At 66.3% G+C, this 9,856-nt stretch carries 11 protein-coding genes; 8 read left to right on the forward strand and 3 right to left on the reverse strand.

The genetic code is table 11. The features are described 5' to 3' along the window. Window positions 1–2: 2 nt before the first annotated feature. From ACXAID_RS04130 to ACXAID_RS04140, 3 genes are read right to left on the reverse strand one after another with little or no spacing between them, the layout of a single operon-like run. The gene (locus ACXAID_RS04130; RefSeq protein WP_475020913.1) at window positions 3–869 is read right to left on the reverse strand and encodes an NAD(P)-dependent oxidoreductase; all 867 of its coding nucleotides are present in this window, start codon (window positions 867–869) and stop codon (window positions 3–5) included. Beyond that, window positions 866–1,630, reverse strand: coding sequence for an SDR family oxidoreductase (locus ACXAID_RS04135; protein WP_475020914.1), 765 nt, complete (start codon window positions 1,628–1,630; stop codon window positions 866–868). The genes ACXAID_RS04130 and ACXAID_RS04135 overlap by 4 nt, the downstream gene beginning before the upstream one ends. A gap of 20 nt (window positions 1,631–1,650) precedes the next feature. After that, window positions 1,651–3,120, reverse strand: coding sequence for an aldehyde dehydrogenase (locus ACXAID_RS04140; RefSeq protein ID WP_475020915.1), 1,470 nt, complete (start codon window positions 3,118–3,120; stop codon window positions 1,651–1,653). Between the two features lie 175 nt (window positions 3,121–3,295). Between ACXAID_RS04140 and ACXAID_RS04145 the strand changes: the two genes are divergently transcribed. From ACXAID_RS04145 to ACXAID_RS04180, 8 genes are all read left to right on the forward strand, one after another. After that, window positions 3,296–3,892, forward strand: coding sequence for a TetR/AcrR family transcriptional regulator (locus ACXAID_RS04145; protein WP_475020916.1), 597 nt, complete (start codon window positions 3,296–3,298; stop codon window positions 3,890–3,892). A 22-nt stretch (window positions 3,893–3,914) separates the two neighbouring features. Next, complete coding sequence (locus ACXAID_RS04150) at window positions 3,915–5,129, forward strand: cytochrome P450 (protein ID WP_475020917.1); 1,215 nt, start codon at window positions 3,915–3,917, stop codon at window positions 5,127–5,129. 12 nt (window positions 5,130–5,141) lie between these two features. Further along, window positions 5,142–5,966, forward strand: coding sequence for an SDR family oxidoreductase (locus tag ACXAID_RS04155; protein ID WP_475020918.1), 825 nt, complete (start codon window positions 5,142–5,144; stop codon window positions 5,964–5,966). Further along, window positions 5,963–7,321 carry a cytochrome P450 gene (locus ACXAID_RS04160; protein ID WP_475020919.1) on the forward strand — a complete coding sequence of 453 codons (1,359 nt, stop codon included), beginning with the start codon at window positions 5,963–5,965 and terminating at the stop codon, window positions 7,319–7,321. The genes ACXAID_RS04155 and ACXAID_RS04160 overlap by 4 nt, the downstream gene beginning before the upstream one ends. Window positions 7,322–7,325: 4 nt before the next feature. Continuing rightward, window positions 7,326–7,532, forward strand: a complete 207-nt coding sequence (locus ACXAID_RS04165) for a ferredoxin (protein WP_475020920.1) — start codon at window positions 7,326–7,328, stop codon at window positions 7,530–7,532. Between the two features lie 5 nt (window positions 7,533–7,537). Further along, window positions 7,538–8,077: a nuclear transport factor 2-like protein gene (locus ACXAID_RS04170; protein WP_475020921.1), complete on the forward strand. Its 540-nt coding sequence runs from the start codon at window positions 7,538–7,540 to the stop codon at window positions 8,075–8,077. A gap of 92 nt (window positions 8,078–8,169) precedes the next feature. Beyond that, a complete protein-coding gene (locus ACXAID_RS04175; protein ID WP_475020922.1) occupies window positions 8,170–9,297 on the forward strand; it encodes an NDMA-dependent alcohol dehydrogenase in 1,128 nt (375 codons plus the stop codon). Between the two features lie 6 nt (window positions 9,298–9,303). Beyond that, the gene (locus ACXAID_RS04180) at window positions 9,304–9,741 is read left to right on the forward strand and encodes a nuclear transport factor 2 family protein (protein ID WP_475020923.1); all 438 of its coding nucleotides are present in this window, start codon (window positions 9,304–9,306) and stop codon (window positions 9,739–9,741) included. Window positions 9,742–9,856 lie beyond the last annotated feature (115 nt).

Here is a 9,856-nt window from a genome sequence, read left to right on the forward strand (position 1 = left end):
CGCTACTCCTTCGTATCCGCCGGGTGTGGCACACCCAGTCCGGCAGCCAGGTCTCGCAATGCGATCTCGGCCAGCGGCAAGTCGACGCCGGTGGCCTCGCCGAGGCCCAGCGCCAGCCGCAGGTCCTTCTCGGCGAGCCCGCGGGTGTGGACGAACATGTCGTGCAGGAAGTGTTCCGGGGCCAGCGGTTTGGTGTCGTCGCGAGCCATGATGGCTCCCGGCCCGCCGCTCTGTGCGTCGCTGTGGCGCACCACGCGGCCCAGCTTCTGCAGATCGATGCCGGCCGCCTCGGCGAGTTTCTGCGCCTCACAGGCAGCGGCGAACCCGATGAAGGTCAACATGTTGCGCGCGATCTTCATCCGGGTGCCCGCGCCCGGGTCGCCGGCACGCACCACCATCGAGGCCCACTGCTTGAACACCGGCTTGACCTTGTCGTAGGCCTCGTCGTCGGCACCCACCATCACCGCCAGCTCACCCTTCTCCGCGGCAGCCGCACCGCCACTGACCGGTGCGTCGACAATGTGGATTCCGCCGGGCCGCAATTTGTCGGCCAACTCCGCCGCGGTGCCCGGCTCGATCGTCGAGTGGATCGCGATGACGGTCCCCGGCTCAGCGTGCGCGGCCAGCTCGCCGACGACGTCGCGCACCTGCGCGTCGTTGAGCACCGTGACACTGATGACGTCGGCGCCCGCGACGTCGGCCACACTGTCCGCCAGTGTGGCGCCCAGCTCGGCCAGCGGGGTCATCGCTTCGGTGCGGACATCGAAGACGGTCAGCCCGCCCGGCCAGTCGACCAGCCGCTTGGCCATCGGGGCGCCCTGGTTACCGAGGCCGATGTAGCCGAGCGTCGTGCCTTCCGGACTGGTCATGACCGGATGATCTGTCCGCCGTCGACGTTGAAGATCTGACCGGTGATCCACTTGGCCTGGTCCGACAGCAGGAACAGACACATACCGACCAGGTCCTCGGGTTCGCCCATTCGCGCCAGCGGCAGCTTCTTGACGATGTCCTCGACGATCTCCTGCGGTGTCGACGATCGGTTGGCCTCGGTGTCGATCGGCCCCGGCGCGATGGCGTTGACCCGGATGTTCTGCCCGCCCAGCTCAGTGGCCAGCTGCTGGGTCAGCCCGTTGACGCCAACTTTGGCCAGACCGTAGAAGTTCGAGTACAGCCAGGCGGCGGTGGACGACTGGTTGACGATCGCTCCGCCGCCCCGCTTGGCCATCTTGCGGTACACCGCCCGGGTGCACACCAGCGCACCGTCGAGGTTCACGCTCATGAACTTCTTGTAGTAGTCCCAGTCGACGGTGATCAGGAAGTCGAGTTTCATGCCACCGAAGATCGCCGCATTGTTGACCAGGTAGTCGATGCCGCCGAACTCCGAGAGTGTCTGTGCGGCCATCTCTTTGGCTGAATCCGGGTCGGAGACGTCGACCGGCACCGCCAGCGCCGTGCCACCCTCGCCCTTGATGCCTTCGGCGACTTTCTGCGCACCGTCGGTGTTGATGTCGGCGACGACGACCGCGGCGCCCTCGCGTGCCAGCGCCTCGGCGTAGGCCTGCCCGATACCGCCGCCGGCGCCGGTGACGATCGCCACCTTCTCTTGGAACTGGTCACCATACAGACCCATGGACAGGCCCTCCGCTTCTGTTAGTTCGCCGCTGTGGCAATGGCTTTGATCTCGAGGTACTCCTCGAATCCGGCCAGGCCCATCTCCCGGCCGATGCCGGACTGTTTGTATCCACCGAATGGCATGTCTGCCGAGTACCAGACGCCCCCGTTGATGTTGACGGTGCCGACCCGCATCCGGGCGGCGATCCCCGCGGCGCGGTCCGGGTCGGCGGAGAACACCGTTCCGGACAGGCCGTAGGGCGAGTCGTTGGCGATGCGCACCGCGTCGTCGTCGCCGTCATGGGCGATGACGGTCAGCACCGGTCCGAAGATCTCTTCCCGGGCGACCTTGGCGTTGTTGTCCAGGCCCGCGATCACGGTCGGTTCGATGAAGAAGCCCGTGCCGCGGTCACCGGGACGGCCGCCGCCGCAGGCGAACTTGCCGCCTTCGGAGATCGCCGAGTCGAGATAGCCCTGCACCCGGTCGCGCTGACGCGCCGAGATGAGCGGCCCGCACACCGTGCCCGGCTCGGTCGGATCACCGGGTTTGAGACCGGACATCGTCGCCGCAGCGGCTTCGACGGCTTCTTCGTAGCGGGCGCGCGGAACCACCAGGCGGGTGGTGATCGCGCAGCCCTGGCCGGCATGCATCGAGGCGGTGAACGCCGACATCGAACAGGCGCCCGCCAGGTCGGCGTCGTCGAGCACGAGGAACGCCGACTTTCCGCCGAGTTCGAGGAAGACCTTCTTCAGCGTCGCCGCGCCGTCGGCCATCACGGCCCGCCCGGTGTTCGTCGACCCGGTGAACGACACCATGTCCACCCGGGGGTCCTTGGACAGCAGTGCACCCACACCGTGATCGCTGGCGGTGATGATGTTGACGACCCCGGCCGGGAAGTCGGTGTGCTCGGTGATCAGCTCGCCGAGCACCGCGGCCGCCCAGGGTGTGTCGGGGGCGGGTTTGAGCACCAACGTGTTTCCCGCGGCCAGCGCCGGCCCCACCTTGGCGAGGTTGATCTGGTGCGGGAAGTTCCACGGAGTGATCGCACCGACCACCCCGATGCCCTCCCGCGCGACGGTGCGGTGGGTCTTGATTCCCATCGGCGAAGCGATGCCGAGATCGGTGGTCCACGGGTAGGACTCGGCGGTGTCGGCACAGAAGCTCAGGTCTTCCACCGGCCCCTCCAGCTGGGCGGCCGAGGTCAGCATCCGGGGGGCGCCGACCTCCGAAATCGTCAGCTCACGCAGTTCTTCGATGTGATCGCGCATCGCCTGCTGCAGCTGGCGGATACACCGGACCCTCAGCTCGGTGTCGGTCGACCAGTCCGTCTCGTCGAACGCACGCCGCGCGGCCCCGATCGCCGCGCCCATGTCCTCGGCGCTCGCATCGGCGGCGACGCCGAGCGTCTCCTCGGTGGCGGGGTTGACGGTGGGGAAGGTCCCCGAGCTGCCGGCGACGAGCTTGCCGTCGATGAGCAGCCGGCTCTCGCGATCGGCCAGGATTGCCATCCGACCTCCTGTTCGGTTTGCCTGGACAACTGTCCGGGAATCTCCCTTCGCACGATAGCCTCACATCGCGTGACGAATCAAGGTCACAGCTTCACGATTCCGAATTCACCGTTGATGACATGCATTTTCGACAACGCCCTTGCCGGACGACGGTCGGGTCCGATAACTTGGACATGTGTCCAGTGATGCTGTTGCCGCGCTCACAGATCAGGCGCAGGCGACGCCGCGTAACCGCCGGCAGGAGGAAACCTTCCGCAAGGTCCTCTCCGCCGGCATCGAAATGCTGCGCGAGTCGTCCTACGCCGATCTGACGGTGCGCGCGGTGGCAGCGCGGGCCAAGGTCGCCCCGGCGACCGCCTACACGTACTTCTCCTCGAAGAACCACCTCATCGCCGAGGTCTACCTGGATCTGATCCGCCGGGTCGAGTACTTCACCGACGTCAACGACTCGAGGACCAGCCGGGTGGAGAAGACGCTGCGGGCGATGACGCTGACCCTGGCCGACGAACCGGAGGTCGCAGCCGCGTGCACGACGGCGCTGCTGTCGGGCAACGATCCGGCGGTGCGGGCAGCGCGCGAACGCATCGGCGCCGAGATCCACCGCAGGATCCGGGCAGCCGTCGGCCCTGACGCCGACCCGCGGACCCTGTCCGCACTGGAGATGACGTTCTTCGGCGCCCTGGTCAACGCCGGCAGCGGAGCCTTCACCTACCACCAGATCGCCGACCGGCTCAGCTACGTGGTCGGCCTCATCGTCGGAGACGATAAATGAGACCCATTGTCGGAGAGGACCGATGAACCTGAAACTGAGCGACGTCAAGCTCGACCCGTACGACTACGACTTCCACGAGGATCCGTACCCGTACTACCAACGACTGCGTGACGAGGCGCCGCTGTACCGCAACGAGGAACTCGGCTTCTGGGCAGTCTCCCGGCATGCCGACGTCCTGCACGGCTTTCGCAACAGCACGACGTTGTCCAACAAGTTCGGTGTGTCATTGGACCCGGCCTCGCGCGGCCCGCACGCGTCGAAGACCATGTCGTTTCTGGCCATGGACGATCCCGCTCATCTTCGGCTGCGCACCCTGGTCTCCAAGGGCTTCACCCCACGCCGGATCCGCGAGCTCGAACCGAGGGTGACCGAGATCGCTGTCGCGCACCTGGATACCATGCTCGAGAAGGCCCGCAGTAACGACACCGTCGACTACGTCGACGAGTTCGCCGGCAAGCTCCCGATGGACGTGATCTCGGAGCTGATGGGTGTTCCCGAGGCCGACCGCGCACAAGTGCGGGCGTGGGCCGACGGGGTGATGCACCGCGACGAGGGTGTCACCGACGTCCCTGCCGCGGCGGTGGAGGCTTCGATCAATCTGATCGTCTACTACCAGCAGATGGTCGCCGAGCGCCGCGAGAAGCTGACCGACGACCTGACCTCGGCGCTGCTGGAGGCCGAGATCGACGGTGACCGGCTGACCGACGACGAGATCCTCGGCTTCATGTTCCTGATGGTGATCGCCGGCAACGAGACCACCACCAAACTTCTTGCCAACGCGGCGTTCTGGGGTCATCGCAACCCCGATCAGCTCAGCGGCGTCTACGACGACATCGACCGGGTGCCGCTGTGGGTGGAGGAGACACTGCGTTTCGACACCTCCAGCCAGATCCTGGCCCGCACGGTGGCCGGTGAGCTGGAGCTGTATGGAACCACCATTCCCGATGGTGATGTGCTCCTGCTGCTCCCCGGTTCGGCGCATCGCGACGAGCGCGCCTTCGAGCGTCCCGACGAGTACCTGATCGGGCGGGAAATCGGTTCCAAACTGATGAGTTTCGGCAGCGGGGCACACTTCTGTCTGGGCGCGCATCTGGCTCGGATGGAGGCGCGGGTGGCGCTGACCGAGTTGTTCAAGCGAATCCGCGGATACCAGGTAGACGAGGCCAACGCCGTCCGCGTCCACTCCAGCAATGTCCGCGGATTCGCTCATCTGCCGATGTCCGTCCAGGTCCGCTGAAAGGTACTCCGGATGCCCCGTTTTGATCCGCTGCCCGACCGTCGCCCCGCCCTCGTCGCCGGAGCCTCCTCCGGTATCGGCGAAGCGACCGCGATCGACCTGGCCGCCCACGGCTTTCCGGTGGCACTCGGCGCCCGCCGGCTGGAGAAGTGCCAGCAGATCGTCGACAAGATCCGCGCCGACGGTGGCGAGGCGATCGCGGTACACCTCGATGTCACCGATCCCGACTCGGTGAAGGCCTGCGTCGAGGAGGCCACCACGGCGCTGGGCGACATCGAGGTGCTCGTGGCCGGTGCGGGCGACACCTACTTCGGCAAGCTGGATTCGATCAGCACCGAACAGTTCGAATCTCAGATACAGATCCACCTGATCGGCGCCAACCGGGTGGCGACCGCGGTGCTGCCCGGCATGATCGAGCGCCAGCGCGGCGACATGATCTTCGTGGGATCCGATGTGGCGCTGCGGCAGCGGCCGCACATGGGCGCCTACGGTGCCGCGAAGGCGGCGCTGGTCGCGATGGTGACAAACCTGCAGATGGAGCTCGAGGGCACCGGTGTGCGGGCCTCGATCGTGCACCCCGGTCCGACCAAGACGTCGATGGGTTGGAGCCTACCCGCCGAGCTGATCGGACCCGCTCTCGAGGACTGGGCCAAGTGGGGCCAGGCCCGGCACGACTACTTCCTGCGCGCGTCGGACCTGGCGCGGGCCATCACGTTCGTCGCGGAAACCCCCCGCGGCGGTTTCATCGCCAACATGGAACTCCAGCCCGAGGCCCCGTTGGCGTCCACTACTGACCGACAGAAGCTCGCCCTCGGCGAGGAAGGGATGCCGTCATGACGACCACCACGATCGTCCAGCGCGTTTCCGGTGGAGAAGAAGAGCACGGCCACCTCGAGGAGTTCCGCACCGACCCGATCGGGTTGATGAAGCGGATCCGGGAGGAGTGCGGCGACGTCGGCTGGTTCCAGCTGGCCGGCAAGCAGGTCGTGATGCTGTCCGGAGCCGAGGCCAACGAGTTCTTCTTCCGCTCCAGCGACAGCGAACTCAACCAGGCCGAGGCCTACCCGTTCATGACGCCGATCTTCGGAGAGGGCGTGGTGTTCGACGCCGACCCCGAGCGGCGCGCCGAGATGCTGCACAACACCGCCCTGCGCGGCGAACAGATGAAGGGCCACGCCGCCACCATCGAGGCCGAAGTCCGCAAGATGATCGCCGACTGGGGCGACGCAGGTGAGATCGACCTGTTGGAGTTCTTCGCCGAGCTGACCATCTACACCTCCACGGCCTGCCTGATCGGGCTGAAGTTCCGCAACCAGCTCGACTCGCGCTTCGCCAACTACTACCACCTGCTCGAACGCGGCACCGATCCGTTGTGCTACGTCGATCCGTACCTGCCGATCGAGAGTTTCCGCATCCGCGACGAGGCTCGCGCCGGTCTGGTCGAGCTGGTCCAGGAGGTGATGAACGGCCGTATCGCCAACCCGCCCAAGGACAAGAGCGATCGCGACATGCTCGATGTGCTGGTCTCGATCAAGGACGAGGAGGGCAACCCGCGGTTCTCGGCCAACGAGATCACCGGCATGTTCATCTCGCTGATGTTCGCCGGCCACCACACCAGCTCGGGGACGTCGAGCTGGACGTTGATCGAGCTGCTGCGCCACCCCGACTACTACGCCGCGGTCCAGCAGGAGCTCGACGACCTCTACGCCGACGGCCAGGAGGTCAGCTTCCACGCGTTGCGGCAGATCCCGAAGCTGGACAACGCGCTCAAGGAGACGCTGCGGCTGCACCCGCCGCTGATCATCCTGATGCGGGTGGCCCAGGACGAGTTCGAGGTGGCCGGACACCCGATCCACAAGGGCCAGATGGTGGCCGCCTCCCCGGCGGTCTCCAACCGGATTCCCGAGGACTTCCCCGATCCGGATGCCTTCGACCCGGACCGCTACGACAAGCCGCGCCAGGAAGATCTGATCAACCGCTGGACCTGGATCCCGTTCGGTGCGGGCAAGCACCGATGCGTCGGCGCGGCCTTCGCCCAGATGCAGATCAAGGCGATCTTCTCGGTGCTGCTGCGCGAATACGAGTTCGAGATGGCCCAGCCGCCGGAGAGCTACCGCAACGACCATTCCAAGATGGTGGTTCAGCTGGCCCGGCCGGCCAAGGTCCGCTACCGCAGGCGAGCAAAGGCCTGAGACGGTGGGCTGCTACCGCGTGGAACTCGACGAGGACCTGTGCCAGGGCCACGCCATGTGCGAGCTGGAGGCCCCCGACGTGTTCAAGGTGCCCAAGCGCGGCATCGTCGAGATCGTCGACCCCGAACCACCCGACGACATCCGCGAGGACGTCGAACGGGCGATCGAAATGTGCCCCACCCAAGCGATTTCTCTGAAGGAAAAGGACTGAAGACAATGGCGTCACGTACCGAACTCGAGGAATGGGTCGACCGCTGGCTCAAGGCCAACCAGGAGGCCGAGGCGGCCGGGGACTGGAAGCCGCTGGCCGACTTCTACACCGACGACGCCACCTACGGCTGGAACATCGGCCCGAAGGAAGACGTCATGTGCGTCAACAAGGCGGAGATCCGCGACGTGGCGCTGGGCCTGGAGATGGAGGGCCTGGAGAACTGGGTCTACGAGTACCAGAAGGTCCTCATCGACGAGAAGCAGAACGAGATCGTCGGCTTCTGGAAGCAGATCGCCAACAAGTCCGACGGCACCCGCGACGAGATCTACGGCATCGGCGGCAGCTGGTTCCGGCTCAACGATGAGCTGTTGATCGAGTGGCAGCGCGACTTCTTCGACTTCGGCCACGTGCAGAAGGCGTTCATGAAGCTGATCGAATCCGGGGACCTCACGCCCACCATGCAGAAGCGCATCGAGCGGTCGTTGGCCGGGGAGAAGCTGCCCGGCTACTACCCGCTGGGCGAGGCACCCGTACCCATCTGGTGAGCACACCACCAAGCAGTTGCTTGGGGGCGCTGTGATATGGCTAACTAGACCCTCTAGTCTGGACTCAGATGCTCTAGTCGAAAGCGGGAGATATGAAGACCAAAGGCGCTCTGATCTGGGAATTCAACCAGCCATGGTCGATCGAAGAGATCGAGATGGGTGACCCGGTCAAGGATGAGGTCAAGATCCGGATGGAAGCGTCCGGGATGTGCCATTCCGACCACCACCTGGTCACCGGCGGCATCCCGATGATGGGCTTCCCGGTGCTCGGCGGCCACGAGGGCGCCGGCGTCATCGAAGAGGTCGGCCCGGGCGTGGAACACCTCGCCCCCGGCGACCACGTCGTGCTGTCGTTCATCCCGTCCTGCGGCCAGTGCCCGTCGTGCCAGGCCGGCCTGCGCAACCTCTGCGATCTCGGCGCCGGCCTGCTGGGCGGCGTCGCGGTCTCCGACGGCACCCACCGCATCCACGCCAAGGGCCAGCCGGTGTTCCCGATGACGCTGCTGGGCACGTTCAGCCCCTACATGGTGGTGCACAAGAGCTCGGTGGTGAAGATCGACCCGTCCATCCCGTTCGAGGTGGCCTGCCTGGTCGGCTGCGGTGTCACCACCGGCTACGGTTCGGCGGTCCGCAGCGGCGACATCCGCCCCGGCGAGGACGTCGCGATCATCGGCATCGGCGGTGTCGGAATGGGGGCGCTGCAGGGAGCGGTCACCGCGGGCGCCCGCAACATCTTCGCGATCGACCCGGTGGAGTGGAAGCGCGACCAGGCGCTCAAGTTCGGCGCCACCCACGTCTACCCCGACATCGAGACCGCGATGATGGGCATCGCCGAGGTCACCGGCGGGGGAATGGCCCGCAAGACGATCATCACCGTCGGCGAACTCAAGGGCGAGGACATCGAGAACTACCTCAACCTGACCTCCAAGGGCGGCACCGCGGTGGTGACGGCCGTCGGCAGCATGCTCGACACCAACGTGACGCTGAACCTGTCGATGCTCACGCTGCTGCAGAAGAACCTGCAGGGCACCATCTTCGGCGGCGGCAACCCGCACTTCGACATCCCGCAGCTGCTGTCGATGTACAAGATGGGCAAGCTGAACCTCGACGACATGGTCACCCGCCAGTACAAGCTCGAGCAGATCAACGACGGCTACCAGGACATGCTCGACGGGAAGAACATCCGCGGCGTGATCCGCTACACCGACGACGACAGGTAGGCCACGATGAGCGAGACCGACACGGTTGCGCAGTCACCGGTGGTCGCCGCCTCGCAGGGCTCCTGGCGGGCGGTGCAGGCCGGCGACAAAGAGGGCTGGCTGGCGTTGATGGCCGACGACGTCGTCATCGAGGATCCGATCGGCGAGGCCGTCACCAACCCTGACGGCACCGGTGTCCGGGGCAAGGCCGCCGTGGCCGACTTCTTCGACACCAACATCGGGCCCAACCAGCTGCGCATCACCTGCGAGGAGACCTTTCCGTCCAGCAGCCCCACCGAGATCGCCTACATCCTGGTGCTCGAGACGACGTTCCCGAACGGCTTCGTGGCCACGGTGCGCGGCGCGTTCACCTACCGGGTGAACGACGCCGGGCTGATCACCAACCTGCGCGGGTTCTGGAACATGGACGCGATGACGTTCTCCCAGAAGGAGTCAACGGATTAACCCGGATCCGCCGATGTTCGCCGGCCGGGGGGCCGTCGTCGTCGGCGGCTCCCGCGGTGTCGGGTTGGCGGTGGCCCGGCTGCTCGCCGCGCACGGCGCGGGGGTGGTGGTCAAC

The organism is Mycobacterium sp. ABE4_509 (genome assembly GCF_056160785.1).

What these genes read in the sequence shown, in the direction of transcription:
- ACXAID_RS04130 (WP_475020913.1), bottom strand. Translation starts at nt 869, where the DNA reads ATGACCAGTCCGGAAGGCACGACGCTCGGCTACATCGGCCTCGGTAAC.
- ACXAID_RS04135 (WP_475020914.1), bottom strand. Translation starts at nt 1,630, where the DNA reads ATGGGTCTGTATGGTGACCAGTTCCAAGAGAAGGTGGCGATCGTCACC.
- ACXAID_RS04140 (WP_475020915.1), bottom strand. Translation starts at nt 3,120, where the DNA reads ATGGCAATCCTGGCCGATCGCGAGAGCCGGCTGCTCATCGACGGCAAG.
- ACXAID_RS04150 (WP_475020917.1), top strand. Translation starts at nt 3,915, where the DNA reads ATGAACCTGAAACTGAGCGACGTCAAGCTCGACCCGTACGACTACGAC.
- ACXAID_RS04155 (WP_475020918.1), top strand. Translation starts at nt 5,142, where the DNA reads ATGCCCCGTTTTGATCCGCTGCCCGACCGTCGCCCCGCCCTCGTCGCC.
- ACXAID_RS04160 (WP_475020919.1), top strand. Translation starts at nt 5,963, where the DNA reads ATGACGACCACCACGATCGTCCAGCGCGTTTCCGGTGGAGAAGAAGAG.
- ACXAID_RS04170 (WP_475020921.1), top strand. Translation starts at nt 7,538, where the DNA reads ATGGCGTCACGTACCGAACTCGAGGAATGGGTCGACCGCTGGCTCAAG.
- ACXAID_RS04175 (WP_475020922.1), top strand. Translation starts at nt 8,170, where the DNA reads ATGAAGACCAAAGGCGCTCTGATCTGGGAATTCAACCAGCCATGGTCG.
- ACXAID_RS04180 (WP_475020923.1), top strand. Translation starts at nt 9,304, where the DNA reads ATGAGCGAGACCGACACGGTTGCGCAGTCACCGGTGGTCGCCGCCTCG.